General features: G+C 49.0%; 13 protein-coding genes. 7 read left to right on the top strand and 6 right to left on the bottom strand.

Translation table 11 applies throughout. The features are described 5' to 3' along the window. Positions 1 to 365: 365 nt before the first annotated feature. A complete protein-coding gene (gene secA / locus Q0438_RS04380; RefSeq protein ID WP_299187793.1) occupies positions 366 to 2984 on the bottom strand; it encodes a preprotein translocase subunit SecA in 2619 nt (872 codons plus the stop codon). A 122-nt stretch (positions 2985 to 3106) separates the two neighbouring features. On the opposite strand from secA, the gene lolA reads away from it, so the two are divergent. From lolA to Q0438_RS04355, 5 genes are all read left to right on the top strand, one after another. After that, a complete protein-coding gene (gene lolA, locus Q0438_RS04375) occupies positions 3107 to 3619 on the top strand; it encodes a LolA-like outer membrane lipoprotein chaperone (protein ID WP_299187791.1) in 513 nt (170 codons plus the stop codon). 6 nt (positions 3620 to 3625) lie between these two features. Next, positions 3626 to 4186: a low molecular weight protein-tyrosine-phosphatase gene (locus tag Q0438_RS04370; RefSeq protein WP_299187789.1), complete on the top strand. Its 561-nt coding sequence runs from the start codon at positions 3626 to 3628 to the stop codon at positions 4184 to 4186. A 65-nt stretch (positions 4187 to 4251) separates the two neighbouring features. Beyond that, a complete protein-coding gene (locus Q0438_RS04365) occupies positions 4252 to 4704 on the top strand; it encodes an FxsA family protein (protein WP_299187787.1) in 453 nt (150 codons plus the stop codon). Then, a complete protein-coding gene (hemC, locus tag Q0438_RS04360) occupies positions 4701 to 5630 on the top strand; it encodes a hydroxymethylbilane synthase (RefSeq protein WP_299187785.1) in 930 nt (309 codons plus the stop codon). Before Q0438_RS04365 ends, hemC begins: the two co-directional genes overlap by 4 nt. 95 nt (positions 5631 to 5725) lie before the next feature. Then, the gene (locus Q0438_RS04355) at positions 5726 to 6490 is read left to right on the top strand and encodes a hypothetical protein (RefSeq protein WP_299187782.1); all 765 of its coding nucleotides are present in this window, start codon (positions 5726 to 5728) and stop codon (positions 6488 to 6490) included. Between the two features lie 247 nt (positions 6491 to 6737). Here the strand turns inward: Q0438_RS04355 and Q0438_RS04350 are convergent, their stop codons facing one another. The 5 genes from Q0438_RS04350 to Q0438_RS04330 form a co-directional block, all read right to left on the bottom strand. Then, positions 6738 to 7751, bottom strand: coding sequence for a hypothetical protein (locus Q0438_RS04350; protein WP_299187780.1), 1014 nt, complete (start codon positions 7749 to 7751; stop codon positions 6738 to 6740). Between the two features lie 92 nt (positions 7752 to 7843). Further along, positions 7844 to 9031 (bottom strand): replication-associated recombination protein A, encoded by a 1188-nt coding sequence (locus Q0438_RS04345; RefSeq protein WP_299187777.1) that lies wholly within the window; start codon positions 9029 to 9031, stop codon positions 7844 to 7846. A 726-nt stretch (positions 9032 to 9757) separates the two neighbouring features. Next, complete coding sequence (gene cysK, locus Q0438_RS04340) at positions 9758 to 10672, bottom strand: cysteine synthase A (RefSeq protein ID WP_299187776.1); 915 nt, start codon at positions 10670 to 10672, stop codon at positions 9758 to 9760. 10 nt (positions 10673 to 10682) lie between these two features. After that, a complete protein-coding gene (locus Q0438_RS04335) occupies positions 10683 to 11096 on the bottom strand; it encodes an Rrf2 family transcriptional regulator (protein WP_299187772.1) in 414 nt (137 codons plus the stop codon). Then, positions 11096 to 12367 (bottom strand): aminotransferase class I/II-fold pyridoxal phosphate-dependent enzyme, encoded by a 1272-nt coding sequence (locus Q0438_RS04330; RefSeq protein WP_299187770.1) that lies wholly within the window; start codon positions 12365 to 12367, stop codon positions 11096 to 11098. Before Q0438_RS04330 ends, Q0438_RS04335 begins: the two co-directional genes overlap by 1 nt. A 194-nt stretch (positions 12368 to 12561) precedes the next feature. Here Q0438_RS04330 and Q0438_RS04325 point away from each other — a divergent pair, with 194 nt between their 5' ends. Next, positions 12562 to 12906 (top strand): hypothetical protein, encoded by a 345-nt coding sequence (locus Q0438_RS04325; protein ID WP_299187768.1) that lies wholly within the window; start codon positions 12562 to 12564, stop codon positions 12904 to 12906. After that, a complete protein-coding gene (locus tag Q0438_RS04320) occupies positions 12907 to 13830 on the top strand; it encodes an HAD family hydrolase (protein ID WP_299187766.1) in 924 nt (307 codons plus the stop codon). Positions 13831 to 14616 lie beyond the last annotated feature (786 nt).

Below are 14616 nucleotides of genomic sequence, written 5' to 3'. Positions count from 1 at the left end.
ATCTTAGCGCACTAAATTTAAATATCGCAACGCCGCCGATCGCACTTTGCAGCGCGGCGCACCGTAACGGCGCTGCGAAAACAAGTAGCCAAAGGCACCAAGTGCGCTTTTAAATTTTAAAATTTCAAAACCAAAGTTCCGCCCCATCGCGCAGCTTTGCTCACCGTCCGCGCGGCCTCACAATCAAGCTCTTTTAAAATTTCTGTCCACGCCGCCTAACGATCAAGATCCTTTAAAATTTTATGATGCTCTCGTCCGCGACCGATCCGCTAAATACAAAAACAAGGCAAGATCAAAAAGCGCCGATCGCGTAATACTCGCAATCAAGATCACCGATCGTGCGTACTTACGACCGATCGTCGCGCTTACCTTGCAAAGCCGCCTTTTTTCGGACCGCCCTTGCCGTGGCAGTCTTTGTATTTTTTGCCGCTGCCGCAAGGGCAAGGATCGTTGCGCTTAGGCTTTTTATCGCCGAACTCATCAGGGCCCTTTAGCTGCGCCTCATTCGTGCTTGCAGCGGCGAGCTCTTTGGCGTTTGAGCTCTCCATACGCTCCTGCATCGCGCGCTGCTCGGCTTCGATCTCCTCCCTAGATTTAAACTGGATCGAATGCAGCAAGCGGATGCTATCGGATTTGAGGCGCATTACAAGCTCCATAAAGAGATTGTAGCTCTCCTTTTTATACTCCGTAAGCGGGTCTTTGTGGTTGTAGCCGCGAAGTCCGATGCCCGCTTTTAGGATATCCATCTGATACAGATGCTCTCGCCAGTCGCGATCGACGATCTGCAGATAAAGCATCTTTTCGATACTTTTTCGCTGCTGCGGATCGATCGGCGACATCTTATTTTCATACGAAACGGCAAGCGCGCCGATGATCTTTTCTTTCAGCTCTTTGAAATCATCGACCTTTTCAAGCTCGCTGTTTTCGAGCACCTCGCCCGTTTCTTGAGCGATTTTGGCGACGATCGGAAATTTATCGACCTCTTTGATATTTGCGCCGTCGAAAATTTCAAGCTCCTCAAGCACGCTAGAGATATACTCCTCGCGGTTTTGGATGATTTTATCTTTCAGATCGTAGTCTGGATCCAAAAGCTCGTTGCGATATTTATAGATCGTCTTGCGCTGCTCATTTGCAACGTCGTCGTATTCGAGAATATGTTTACGCGACTCAAAATGCAGGCTCTCGACTTTTTTCTGTGCGTTTTCTACGGCGCGCGAAACCATGCGCGATTCGATATGTTCGCCGTCTTTTAGACCTAAGCGATCCATTATGTTTTTAATCTTGTCGCTGCCGAAAATTCTAAGCAGATTATCCTCTAGGCTTAAGAAAAACCTACTCTCGCCAGGATCGCCCTGTCGTCCGCTTCGGCCGCGAAGTTGGTTGTCGATACGACGGCTTTCATGACGCTCGGTACCTAAAATATATAGCCCACCCAAAGCGCGCACTTCGTCGTCTATTCGGATATCCACGCCGCGTCCGGCCATATTCGTAGCGATCGTCACCGCGCCTTTAGCGCCTGCATCTTTGATGATCTGCGCTTCACGCTCGTGATTTTTGGCGTTCAGCACGGAGTGTGCGATGTTTTCTTTGACTAAAAGCTCGTGCAGCTTCTCGCTTTTTTCGATCGACGCCGTGCCCACGAGTACGGGCTGGCCTTTGGAATTTAGCCGCTTGATCTCGCTAATGACGGCGTCAAATTTTTCGCGCTCGGTTTTGTAGATAAGATCGTTTTGATCCTTTCTGATGACCGGCACGTTTGTAGGGATCGAGACCACTTCGAGTTTGTAAATTTGAGCAAATTCCGTTGCCTCTGTCTGCGCCGTACCCGTCATACCGGCGAGCTTCTCATAAAGGCGGAAGTAGTTTTGAAAGGTAATATCGGCAAGAGTTTGGCTCTCCTCTTGGATCTGCACGCCCTCTTTGGCTTCAAGCGCCTGATGAAGCCCTTCGCTAAATCTACGCCCCTCGCTCAGACGCCCAGTAAATTCATCCACGATTACGACCTGTCCGTCGCGCACGACGTAGTGCACGTCCTTTTCGAAAAGATTGTTCGCCTTAAGCGCCTGATCAAGGTAGTGGCTAAGCACGGCATTTTCGAGACTATAGAGATTATCGACGCCGAAAAGCTTCTCGGCCTTTGAAATTCCTGCTTCGGTAATCAAGATCGCGCGATTTTTTTCATCTACTGTAAAATCTCCGGTAGGCTTCTCTTTGGGATCCGCCGGTGCTTCGCCTCGGATCATCGCGCGCGCTACTTCGTCGGCTTTGATGTAGCCGTCTAGGGTGCGGTTCGTAGGGCCGGAGATGATGAGCGGCGTTCGCGCTTCGTCGATCAAAATACTATCGACCTCGTCGACGATTACGAAATGATGCCCGCGCTGCACCTTGTCCTCGGCGCTAAATTTCATATTATCGCGCAGATAATCAAAGCCGAACTCGTTATTTGTGCCGTAGGTGATGTCGCACGCGTATGCGGCTTTGCGCTTTGCGTCGTCGTATTCTCCGCCTACGATTACGCCAGTGCTAAGCCCTAAAAATTCATATAGCTCACCCATCTGCTCGGCGTCGCGCTTGGCCAGGTAGTCGTTTACGGTCACGACGTGCACGCCCTTGCCCTCCATCGCGTTTAGCACTACCGCCAAAGTCGCTACGAGAGTCTTTCCTTCGCCCGTTTTCATCTCTGCGATCGCGCCGTCGTTTAGCACCAAACCGCCTATTAGCTGAACGTCGAAGTGGCGCATATTTAGCACCCTTTTACCGACCTCGCGCACGATGGCAAACACTTCGTTTAGCACATCGTCCATGCTCTTTTCTCCGGCTCTTACCTGCGCTCTTAATGCTTCAAATTCCGCTTTTAGCGCCGCATCGTCCATCGCCTTGTAATTTTCCTCTAACGCGCTGATTTTTAGCGCGCGCTTGGCGTACTGCTTGACGATCCTATCGTTTTTAGTGCCGAAAATCCCGTGAATGACCTTTTTAAACATTACCGAACCTTACTTTTAAAATTTTTAATCGCGCATATTAACATATTTTTAGTTTTTATTTAATTAAATCCTAGAAAAACGGCTATAATACGCGCAAATTTCCAAAAACAAAGGTCAAATTTATGAAAAAAACTCTTATTTCTTTAGCGGCGAGCTGCGTTTTTGCGTTTGCGGGCGGGATAGAATTCGACACGCTGAGCGCAAATTTTTCGCAAACCGTGCAGAGCGACGATGCAAAAATCAGCTACGGCGGCGATTTTAGCGCCACAAAAGAGAACGCCGTATGGCATTACAAGACACCTACGATAAAAAATATATTTTTTAGCTTCACAAAGGTCGTCGTAATCGAGCCCGAACTTGAGCAAGCTATCATCACGAATATCAAAGAAACGCCAAATTTAACGGCGATTTTAGCGAACGCAAAGCCGAATAAAAACGGCGTTTATGAGGCGAGCTTCGACGACGTGAAATATCTCATCGAGATGAAAGAAGGTCTGCCGAGTAAGATCAGCTACACCGATAAAATGGACAATAAGGTCGTCATAAATCTAAGCAATGTCCGCAAAAACGCGCCGGTAAACGAGGCGATCTTCAAGCCCGCAATCCCCAAAAACTACGATATCATCACGCAGTAGGCGCGCGTGAGGCTACTTTTTGTATGTCACGGCAATATCTGCCGCTCGCCGATGGCGCAGTCCGTGATGCAAAATTTCATTAATCAAAGCGGCCTAGATGCGCGCGTGAGCGTGGATTCTGCGGCGACGCACACCGACGAGATCGGCTCGCCGCCCTACTATGAGACGCAGCGCGTGCTAAAAGAGCAAAAGGTGCCGCTCGTAGTGCATCGCGTCGTGCAGGTTACGCCCGCAGACTACGAGCGTTACGATCTCATACTTTGCATGGATGATGAGAATATGCGCTCGCTAGGGCGAATTTTTCGCGGCAAGGATATGGCTAAGGTAAAATTTCTTTTGGAATTTGCAGGGGGAAATTTTACAGACTGCGATGCATCAAATTTCAAAGGCTCGGCAAAACAAACCGGCTTAAATTTAAAAGGCGCCGGTTCAAATTTAACCCATCCCGAACACCTAGAAATCGCAGATCCCTACTACACGCGCGATTTTGAGCGCTGCTACGCAGATATCAAGCGCGGCTGCGAGGGACTCTTGCGATACATTAAAAATTCAGACGGAATTTGCTAAAATCCGCGATTAAATTTTAGCGTCTTTGAAAAGGCGCGGCTTAAAGTGATGATTTAAGGAAAAATATGTTTAGGATTTTGATCGTTCCGTATCTGATCATAGAGGTATTTACGACCTATTATTTCGTAAGCGCAAACAGCTTTGCGGCATACGCGGTAGAGATCGTCATAAGCGCGATTTTGGGTGGATATGTCGTAGCAAACCGCTCGTGGATGGGCTTTTTTAATCTAATGAAAATCTCGCCGAAAGAAATTTTAAGCGGCGTGGGCTTCGTAGTAGGCGGCGTCTTTCTCATTGCGCCTGGCATTTTCGGCGATATTTTGGGCGTTTGCGTAATCACTGCGTCGTTTTACTGCGTCACCAGCGACGTGCCTAAATTTAACACGAGCAGAGAAAATTCCGAAAAAAGCGAACGAAAATTCTGGCGACGCCACCGCGCAAACGACGACGTCATCGACGTTGAGGTGATCGAAGAGAACGAAATCGAGATCCGAAAGAGCATAGGAGAGGAAAAATGAGAAATTTAACCATCGCTACGCGCGGCAGCATACTCGCCCTGTGGCAGAGCGAGCACATCGCATCGCTGCTTAACGCCCGCGGCATCCAAGCGCAGCTAAAAAGCATGAAAACCAAAGGCGATAAAATTTTAGACACGCCACTTGCAAAGATCGGCGGTAAGGGGCTTTTTACGAAGGAGCTTGAGGAGAGTATGCTCCGCGGCGAAGCTCACATCGCCGTGCATAGCCTAAAGGATGTGCCCGTGGAGTTTCCGCAAGGACTCGTACTGGCTGCGATCTGCGCGCGTGAGGACGCGCGCGATGCGATGATCAGCGAAAAATACGCTAAATTTAACGAGCTGCCCCGCGGCGCAAAAGTCGGCACCACGAGCCTTCGCCGCAAGATGCAGCTGCTTAGCATGCGCCCCGATTTAGAGGTTATCTCCTTGCGCGGCAACGTCCAAACTCGCTTGCGAAAGCTCAAAGACGGAGAATTCGACGCTATCATCTTGGCGATGGCGGGCATCAACCGCTTAAATTTACGCGCCGAAGTGAGACACGTAGCGCCCTTTGAGGTCTCGCAGATGATCCCTGCGATGGGACAAGGAGCGCTCGGCATCGAGGCGGTAAACGAGCCGCAAATCCTGCGCGCGATAGAGTTTTTAAAAGATGAGCGCGCGATTATCGAAACGACCGTGGAACGGGATTTTGTCAGGGTTTTAGAGGGCGGCTGCCAGGTGCCGATCGGCATCAACGCGCGCCTTGACGGCGAAAATATCCACATAAGCGCGATCGTGGGCCTACCCGACGGCAGCGAGAGCATACGCCAAGACATCGTCGCGCAAAAATCGCAATACCAAAGCATAGGCGCGGAGCTCGCGCGCGCTTTTATCGAAAAAGGCGCAAAGCAGCTCCTCGCGCGCGCCGAGGAGATGGCGAGCCTATAAAAGGTGAAATTTACGGAGTTTTAAAATTTACAAAATTTTAAAATTTCTAGAATTTATGGACTTTTTAAATTTATAAAATTTCAAAAGGCTAAATTTTGAGCTTATTCAGATTTTTTAAAACGGCTGGATTTTCAAAAATTTTTGCTTCGCTAATACTTTGCGCAAGCTGTGCGTTAAACCTAAACGCGAGCCCCAATGAAGAGCTTGTCCGCTCGCTGTTTAGCGACGCAAACTTCGATAAAAATCTTTATTTCAAAGGCGAGATGAGAAGCTATTTAAAGCGTAAATTCTACGCGGCGGATAACTATAGCGAAATCACGGTTGCTCCGCTTGGACGAAGCGACGAATTTAGCGAGATTTTTCACGTATTTTTGGGCTCTAAAGAGAAGCACTTCGATCTTTACATCTATACTAAAGAGGATGGGATCTACGCCGTGCGAGTTTTAGCGCAAACCGCCATTATTGAGGCTATCGTAAGCGAATATGAAAAATTTAACGAGGCGCAAAAACGCGAATTTGAACAAAGAACTGATGCAGACATCGTAAATTTAAAGCTAATCTTAGCGCTCGATAAAGAGCTTATGGAGTTTGGAAAACAAAACCTAGCGGCATTTGAAAAAATTTACGAGCTTTACGCTAGCGGCGAGCCCGAGCGCGCAAAGGCGGAGATCAAAAGCCTGCATCTCTCTCACGCCGAGACGAGCGGCAAAAGATTTATGCTGCTCATCGGCGGGGTCACCGATAACTCCGTAGGCTTTTTGCGGGTGCAAGACGAGGCGGATCTGCCTCAAATGAGCCCTAGCGAGTTTATAATGATAGAAAAAATTGCGCCGAATTGGTATCTTTTTAAAACCACATAAAAAGCCGCGCCGCAAGCGTGTTTGAAGCTTCGCGGCGATCTAAATTTAAAAGCGATACTGGCGCCTTAATCATACCGCCGATCAAAAATCGCGCGAATTTTAAATTTAAAAAGACGATCTGTAAATTCCGCACGCCGTAAATTTTTAAAGAATTTTAAAATTTTTTGAAGTCTAAATTTAAACAAAGCGTCGCCAAAGCACGCCGCGTTGCGCTAAATTTAGAATCAAAAGGCGAGATGGCGCAGCCTTAAACGCCACCCGGCCCAGGCTTAAACTGCGCAAAGTCCACTCCCGTCGCGTCCAAAACCGCCCGCGAATAAAAATAGAGGCTGTAAAATAGCTCATCGTCGTAAAAATACTCCTCCCAGCGCTCCTCGTCATTCTCGTCGCTCTGCGGCCACAGATATTTTTCCGCAAGTATATCCGAAAAGCTCGCTAACGGCGCTGCGTGCGAGATCTTATCGGCGTCATCGCAAATCTCAAGCATAAACGCAAAAAATCCGCCGAGCCGAGCCGAGATAATGCCTGCCGCTTCGTTTTCGCAGTTTTCGTCTTTGCTGTTTATGTCCGTCGCATAGTTTCGCTTTTTATCTGCCGCAGCGTTTTGATTATTTTTATTCGCGTTTTTGCCCGCTACATCGCGAGCCCGCATAAAGATGCGCGCCAAAAACAGCAGCGCAAAAGGGGTTGCGTGCCAAAGCGTACTTTGATGCTCTATCTCGTTAAAAATCTTACTAAGCGCATCCTGGAGGGCTTTGGCGTCAAATTTCTCCCGCTTGCTCGCATCAGAGCTCTTATCCGCCGCGCTCGTTTTAAATTTACTCGCCTGGCTCGTTTTAAATTTTATCGCCGCGCTATCCGCACTCTTAAATTCCGCCTCGCCGCACTTCGCTGTGCCCGTTTTAAGCTCCGTCTCTCCGCCCGCTTTAAATTTCGCCGCCTCGTTATCTGCCTTTTTAAATTTAGACTCTCTCTTTTGCGCCAAATTTACGAAATTTTGCGCCGCGCCGCATCTTGCCGCATCCGTAGAATTTTGCCCGCAACCGGGCCCACTTTTTAAATTCCGCTCTGCGCCGAGCTCGCTTTTTAAATTTTGCTCGCCACCCGAACCGCGTGCCGCATCACAAGCCTCGATTGCCCGCGCGAGTTTTTTAAAAATTTCGGGGAATCCACTCGCCCTGCCGTAAGCGGTCGTGAGCCTGCTCCACGGCACGTCCTGCGCTTTTAAATTTGCGATATATTTCAAATTTTGCTCATTCATCCACGCTCCTTGCGAATATTTTTAAAATTTAAGCCCTGCGAGCCGCTAAAATTTGAACTCGCATCAAATTTTAGCTCTTACCGCACGCAAATTTAAACCGAGCCCTTGGCCTTGATCTTTGCCAGCCACTCATCCAGCGTCTTTTCAAAGCCAATCCCCTTGCTTTCGTAAAATTTCGCCGCCTCGCTCATATAGGCCTGCTCGACCCAGCCGCCGAAGTCGTGCGGGTATTTGTAGTCTGCGATCTGCTTGTCGGAATTGATGAGATAGCGCGGCGTAGGCAGCGGCGCAGCGGAGCGGACGAACTTCAAAGCGGCGTTGATGCCCAAATACGCGGCGTTTGATTTGGGGCTGTGCGCCAGATAGATCGCGCATTGCCCCAAGATAATACGAGCCTCGGGGTAGCCGATCTTGCTGACGGCAGCTAGCGTGCTGGCGGCGATATTTAGGGCGTTTGGATTGGCGTTGCCGATGTCCTCGCTAGCTAGGATCACCATCCTGCGCGCGATAAAATCCGCGCTCTCGCCCGCATCTATCAGCCTTGCGACATAATACAGCGCGGCGTCGGCGTCGCTGCCGCGCAGGCTTTTTATCATCGCGCTTGCGAGCTCATAATGCACGTCGTCGCTGCTAACGCCGGCAGCTACGGCATTTGCGCGCAGCGTACGAAGCGTATCCAGCGTAATGGCGCTGTCTGCCAAAAGCGCAAATTCGAGCAGGTTCAACATACTCCTTGCATCGCCGCTGCTGGAGTTTAGTAGGTATTTTCGCGCCTCCTCGTCCATCTCAAAGCCGATCTCGCCCTGCACCCGCGCCAAAAGCGCCTCCAAATCCTCGTAGCTAAGCGGCTCGAACTCAAATATCATCGAGCGCGAGCGGATGCCGCTGCTTAGCACGAACTGCGGATTTTCCGTCGTCGCGCCGATGATGATCGCGGCGTAGTTCTCCATCGGGATCAGTAGCACCTCCTGCTGCGTCTTGCTGAGGCGGTGGATCTCGTCGATGAAAATGAGCGGCTTGATGAGCGAGCCGGCGTGCGAGGATAGAATTTTGCGGATATCCTCGACCTTCAGGCTCGTGGCGTCAAGCTCGTAAAAATCGTAGTTCAGCTCGCTTGCGATCACGCGCGCCATCGTCGTTTTGCCGCTGCCTGCGGCGCCGAAAAATATACTGTGCGGGATGCTGCCTGCGGAGACGAATTTTTTAAAAACCGCTACGATCTTGCCCTGCCCCACGATCTGCTCTAAGCTTTTGGGGCGAAATTTCAAGCTCAAACTCATTTTACAACCTTAAAAATTTTGCCCCGATGATAGCGTTTTTATGATTAAATTTTGAAATTCGGCTAAATTTAAAGGGCGGAATTTTGGAATTTTATTTACAGCGGAGTTTGAAATTTATGCACGACGCGAATTTGGAATTTTAGCCGCACGAGCGAGCCTTAAAAATTTCAGATAGAATTTTAAAATTTTATGCCGCGCGCGGGTTAGCGGTATAAAATTTTGCGGCGTACGGATCGCGCAAATTTGGCGGGCTTAGCGGTTTTAAATTTAACTAACGCCTAGCGTTGCGCGGTCGCGCCGTCATACATAGCGCGCCAAAAATCAGCTCGGCGCGAAAGATTGCGTAATATGAAATTTTAAAATTTAACCCCATTTTGGGACTAAATTTTATCTCGCGGCGGGCGGCGAGCTGATAAATCAACAAATCAATAAACGCAAAATCGACAAAGCAAAAAAAATCGCGATGCTTGCGTAAAGTCGTCGCGCGACCCGCGACCATCGCAACTATCGCCCCGCCCGCGCAGAAACTATCGCGTAAATCTATCGCCTACGTAACGCAAAAATGTAAAATATAATCGCGCAATCGTCGCAATAACCCGCGCGATCGCGCAAAACTAACGCGCCGATTCCGGCGCCAGCGTAAAATTTAATCGCGCCAAGCTCTGTGCCCGCGAAAAACGCGTAAAAATTACCACGCTAATCGCCCTGCTCGCACAAAACCGCCGCCTATTTGAAAAGCTCGGTAGAAAGGTATCTCTCGCCGGTATCGCAGAGAACCGTAACGATCACTTTGCCTTTGTTTTCGGCCTTGGCAGCGATCTGTGCGGCGGCGTAAACATTCGCGCCGCTTGAGATGCCCACGAGCAGGCCCTCTTTTTGCGCCAGCTGTCTAGCAGCAGCGAATGCATCGTCATTTTCCACGTTTATAAAGCCGTCAATTAGGCTGCGATCGAGGTTTGCGGGAATAAAATTTGCGCCGATGCCCTGAATTTTGTGCGCGCCCGCGGTTCCGCACGCAAGAAGCGGCGAGCTGGCGGGCTCAACGCCGTAAACCTTTAAATTTGGATTTTTAGATTTTAAAAATTTCGCCGTGCCGCTAAGAGTGCCGCCGGTGCCAAATCCTGCGACTAAAATATCCGCCTTTCCGTCCGTTTGATCCCAAATTTCGGGCCCCGTAGTTTCAAAATGCGCCTTTGGATTGCTTGGATTATCAAATTGGCTCGGAATAAAGCTACCCTGAGTGCTCGCAGCCAGCTCATTTGCCCTATCTACCGCACCTTTCATTCCAAATTTTGGATCGGTCAGCTCGATTTTGGCGCCGAATGCCGCGATTAGCTTTTGGCGCTCGATACTCATCGAGCTTGGCATCGTTAGAATGAGCTTTATACCGAGCTTTGCCGCGACCATCGCAAGTCCCACGCCCGTATTGCCGCTGGTAGGCTCTATCAAAACGCTATTTTTGTCGATCTTGCCCGCTTGCAGCGCGTCTTTGATGATTCGCCACGCGATGCGGTCCTTTACCGAATGGCTCGGATTTAAAAATTCCGCCTTGGCTAGGATCGTCGCGTTTTTGCCGAAGCTATTGATTTTTACTAACGGAGTGTTGCCGATGAGCTCCGTAACGTCGTTTGCTATTTTCATAAAATTCCCCTTAGATACTAAAATTTAGATACTCGGCGCTTTGCGCCATCATCTCTTCGTAGCTCGAAAGCGGCACGTTAAACAGCGTCCGCAGCTTCTCGTCGTATCTTTCAAAAAAAGTACGCAGATTCGGATCTTTCACCTCCAGACTCGTCATTCGCAGATCCTTTTCCAAGGCGGTAAAAAGCTCCGCAAAGGTGATCTCGCTAGGGTCTTTTGCCAAGTGGTAGCCGCCGTTTTTGCCCTTGATACTACATACTAGCCGTTCGTTCCTAAGCGCATTTAAAATTTGCTCCAAATAGTTTTTTGAAATTCCCGTGCGCTCGGCGATCTCTTTGATACTTATCGGCGTTACCTCGCTAGCTTTAGCTATCTGTAGTATCGCAGCCAGCCCGTAAACGCCCTTAGTGCTTAAGATAGCCATTATTTTAACGCCTCACTAAGATCTGCGATCAAATCGTCCGCGTCCTCAATGCCTATGCTTAGGCGGATCAAATTTGCAGGGACTCCGGCGCTTTGCAGCTGCTTTTCGTCCAGCTGCGAATGCGTCGTGCTCGCAGGATGGGTGATGATCGACTTCGTATCGCCGATATTTACGACGACGGAGAAAATTTTAACCCCGCTGACGACCTTCAGTGCGGTCTCCTCGCTATCTACGGTGAAGCTTAGCAGACCGCTTGCGTAGCCGTTTTTAAATTTAGCTTTAATCGCGGCATTAAACGGCGAGCTAGGCAGACCAGGGAAATTTACCTGCTTTACCTTCGGATGGCTTTGCAAAAATTCCGCGATTTTTAGCGCGTTTTGCGAATGCTTCTCCATCCTAAGCGGCAGCGTCTCGATACCTTGAATAAGCTGAAACGCGTTAAACGGTGATAGCGTCGCGCCGATATCGCGAAGCAGCGCTAGGCGAATTCTAAGCGTGTAAATATCGAAATTATCTACCAGATCCGCATAAACTAGACCGTGATAGCTCTCGTCGGGCTCGTTAAAATGAGCATATCGCGGATTGCCTTTGAGTTTGGAATTTAACCCATTGCCCGAAACGATCGCGCCCGCGATGCTAAGCCCCTGCCCGCTTATATATTTGCTCGCGCTGTGAACCACGATGTCCGCGCCGTCATCAAGCGGATTGTAAAGCGCGGGGCTTGGGATCGTGTTATCGGCAATCGTTACTACGCCGTATCTGTTTGCGATAGAGGCGATTTTAGCGGTATTTGCAACCGAAATTTGAGGATTTGAAAGCGTCTCGAAAAAGATCGCTCTGGTTTTATCGTCAATCAACCCCTCCAGATCATCCGCCGTTTCGGAGTCGAAAACCCTTGCTTCAATGCCAAAGCGTTTGATGGTGTGCGCCAAAAGCGTGGTCGCGCCGCCGTAAATTTTCTCCGCGATGATGATATTTTCGCCCGCCGCGGCTAAATTTGCCACCGCAAAAAATATCGCAGCCTGACCGCTGGCTACCGCGATTGCGGCCTTGCCGTTTTCAAGCGCGGCCAATCTGGCCTCCAAAATATCGGTCGTAGGATTCGTAAGGCGGCTGTAGATCGGCCCTAGATCGCGCAGTGCGAAGCGATCGGCGGCCTTTTTGCTCGTGCCGAAATTAAACGCGGTGCTCTGATAGATCGGAACCGCCATTGTGCCGTAGCCGGCGATAGAATCGTAACCGAAGTGAGTTGCGAGGGTTTCTTTTTGCATCTTTGTCCTTTGTAAAAAATTTGGCGAATGATAGCTAAAATTTAAAATAATGTCAAGTATTTTAATATGATTTAAAAATACGTATTTGCCGCACTTTTATAAAAAATATTATAAAAGCGTAGTTAATAAATATATGTAATTTTGCCTAAATTTCAAATTTTGCTATAATGCGCGTTTTAAAATAAAGGACGACGATGCAGATCAAAGAAAAAGACGGGCGCGTAAAGTATATCCGAGCGTTAGAGCGCTTCGTAAAATCCGCCGTCGCGCTGCTAAAGCGCGACGATTTCGACGCAGAGCTTTTTGCAAAGCGAATGGCAAAAAATTATGAAATTTTATCCAAAGCCCAGGCCGTAAATTTAGATAGCCCATACACTAAAGCGCTTGAGAACTTTGCTAAAAATATTATGAGCGCAAGCGAGCAAAACCGCATAGACAGAGGCGCTTTGACGCATGAAGCCAACGCTTTAGAAAAGCTAAAAAATGATAAAAGCTACAAAAAAGATAAACACAAAATCGATTTTTTTAAGGATTATTAGATGAAAACCGTGATTTTTGATATGGACGGCACGCTGCTCGACTCCTCGCGCGCGATAGAGGTGAGCGTAAACAACACCCGCCGCGAGCTCTACGGCCTAGCGCCGATACAAAGGGATTTCATCGTCCGCACGATCAACGATCCGAGCAAAAACGCCTTTTTGGAATTCTACGGCAAAACCAAAGCAAGCGCCGAAGAGCTTGCGTTTTTTGAAAAAGAATTCGTCAAAAACTACCATGAGTTCGCCGTGCTCTACGACGGCATCGACGGGCTTTTGCGCCACTGCAAGAGCTCGGGCTATTTCGTCGCGCTCGCTTCAAACGCGCCTGCATACACGCTGCAAGAAATTTTAAGAAAAACGGGCTCGCGCGAGCTATTTGATCTGGTCGTGGGCGCGGACGAACATACGCCCTCAAAGCCCGATCCTGCGATGCTTTTGCGCACGATCGCGCTCTCGCCGCACAAAAAGGCGATCTTTTTGGGCGACAGCAAAAAAGATGAGCTAGCGGCAATCCGCGGCGCGGAATTTTTACAAAACCTGCAATTGCGTAGCGGCAAGAACGGCGAGGGTTTTAGCGCCGGCTGCGATACGGGCGGCGAAAATTTAGGCTCCAGCGGTGGAAATTTTAACGCAGGCGGCGACTCTGACGGCAAAAATTTCAGCTCCGACGGCGCAGCTTTCGGCTCCGACGACGCGACCGCATTGAGCTTTAAAGGCGGTAAAATTTCCGCAAAAGCTGCGGCGGGCGAGCTTACCGCGCAAACTGCGGCGGGAAAGGCGCGAGGCGTGCAGCTGAACTTGTCGGATCTGCTGGGCGCGCGGCTAGAGTATCTACAGGTAAACTGGGGTTTCGGCGAGCCTAGCGAGATCTCGCGCAACGCACAAAGCGTCGAGCAGGCGCGCGAAATCATTGACGGAATTTAGGGCGTTTTTAAATTCTAACGTGAAATCGAAATAATTTCTGCCCGATTGTAGCCTCGAAAGCTCCAAGTTCTAAACCTCTTGATGCGAAATCAAAATTGCGTCTGCACGGGCAAATTTAGAATTTAAAATAGCTATTGCGGCGCGGAATTTTATACGCGTGGAAAAACCTAAATTTCACTCGCACGAAAAATTTAAAATTTTATCTGCGCAAGCGGAATTTCAAATTTAATGGCGCCTTTTTCGGACGGGATTTAAAATTCTATCGCGAAAGCGGAGTTTAGAATTTAGCGGGCGGATTTTGCAATTCCATGCGCCTATAAAATTTCAAATTTCAAAAAAGCGAGCAAAATTTTAAAATTCCAAGATGTTTGATTCGCGTAGGCAAAATTTAGCGCGAGCGGGATTCTAACGCGCGTCCCGCTTATCCGCCATGCAAAAATCAAAATTTTGCCGTGCTACAAACTGAAATTTTATCCGCCTACGTGAAATTTTGAAATTTCACCCGCGCCGCAGAATTTTAAAATTCCAACAAAAACAAGCCATACGCCGTGGATTGAAATTTAAATTCCGCCTACCTATTCTGCAAACACGCCCGCAATACGCAAAATTCCAAGCTCGATGCAAAGCTCAACTAGCGCGAATTCAAAACTCGCCGTATGCAAGCGCAAATCTTTGCGAATGAATTTCGCGCAAATCCGTTCGCACCAAAAACCCCGATCGCTTGCCGCGCCCTAACCTAAATTAAATTTTACATTTGCTATAATCGCGAAATTTTAAGGAAGGTAA

The sequence above is a fragment of the uncultured Campylobacter sp. genome, assembly GCF_938030785.1.
Classification (GTDB): Bacteria; Campylobacterota; Campylobacteria; order Campylobacterales; family Campylobacteraceae; genus Campylobacter_B.
This window is presented reverse-complemented; position numbering and strand designations above follow the sequence as displayed.

Bases quoted from the DNA above. Each gene is read 5' to 3' on its own strand.
- lolA (WP_299187791.1), top strand. From the start codon at position 3,107: ATGAAAAAAACTCTTATTTCTTTAGCGGCGAGCTGCGTTTTTGCGTTT.
- secA (WP_299187793.1), bottom strand. From the start codon at position 2,984: ATGTTTAAAAAGGTCATTCACGGGATTTTCGGCACTAAAAACGATAGG.
- Q0438_RS04365 (WP_299187787.1), top strand. From the start codon at position 4,252: ATGTTTAGGATTTTGATCGTTCCGTATCTGATCATAGAGGTATTTACG.
- Q0438_RS04325 (WP_299187768.1), top strand. From the start codon at position 12,562: ATGCAGATCAAAGAAAAAGACGGGCGCGTAAAGTATATCCGAGCGTTA.
- hemC (WP_299187785.1), top strand. From the start codon at position 4,701: ATGAGAAATTTAACCATCGCTACGCGCGGCAGCATACTCGCCCTGTGG.
- cysK (WP_299187776.1), bottom strand. From the start codon at position 10,672: ATGAAAATAGCAAACGACGTTACGGAGCTCATCGGCAACACTCCGTTA.
- Q0438_RS04320 (WP_299187766.1), top strand. From the start codon at position 12,907: ATGAAAACCGTGATTTTTGATATGGACGGCACGCTGCTCGACTCCTCG.
- Q0438_RS04350 (WP_299187780.1), bottom strand. From the start codon at position 7,751: ATGAATGAGCAAAATTTGAAATATATCGCAAATTTAAAAGCGCAGGAC.
- Q0438_RS04335 (WP_299187772.1), bottom strand. From the start codon at position 11,096: ATGGCTATCTTAAGCACTAAGGGCGTTTACGGGCTGGCTGCGATACTA.
- Q0438_RS04330 (WP_299187770.1), bottom strand. From the start codon at position 12,367: ATGCAAAAAGAAACCCTCGCAACTCACTTCGGTTACGATTCTATCGCC.
- Q0438_RS04345 (WP_299187777.1), bottom strand. From the start codon at position 9,031: ATGAGTTTGAGCTTGAAATTTCGCCCCAAAAGCTTAGAGCAGATCGTG.